This is a genomic window from Candidatus Poribacteria bacterium (assembly GCA_021295755.1).
Classification (GTDB): domain Bacteria; phylum Poribacteria; class WGA-4E; order WGA-4E; family PCPOR2b; genus PCPOR2b.
On sequence record JAGWBT010000043.1, the window covers coordinates 1 to 354 of the forward strand.

At 52.0% G+C, this 354-nt stretch carries 1 protein-coding gene; it reads right to left on the bottom strand.

The features are described from left to right. Positions 1-354: RNA 3'-phosphate cyclase (locus J4G02_08230; GenBank protein ID MCE2394559.1), on the bottom strand; the 354-nt coding region annotated here is incomplete at both ends.

The window sequence follows — 354 nt, forward strand, 5'->3', positions numbered from 1 at the left end:
TGTGGTGAGGTGCCGTGTGATTTGAGAGGTAGTAAAACGGGATTCTCCCTTCGCTAGTGCCATCGGAAGAACGAGTTGGTCTGCAAGGTGCGGCTCACTTGCTGCGTCTGATTTCAGATAATCTGCCAACACTTGGCAGGCCTCATCGGCAACGCGCTCCGCACGTTTACCGCGCGCCCCGATCGAGGAGAATCCGGCTTGGAGATTTTCAAAGTCCGCCTTCAGGAAAACAAGCGTTCCCTGTCCGATAGATTCCCCTTTTACCCGCTCTATGTTGACCGGTGAATCAAACCGTGCCAAACGTTTTTCGACTTGGTTGTAGTGCCGATTGATAATATGTTCAGGGTGATTGGA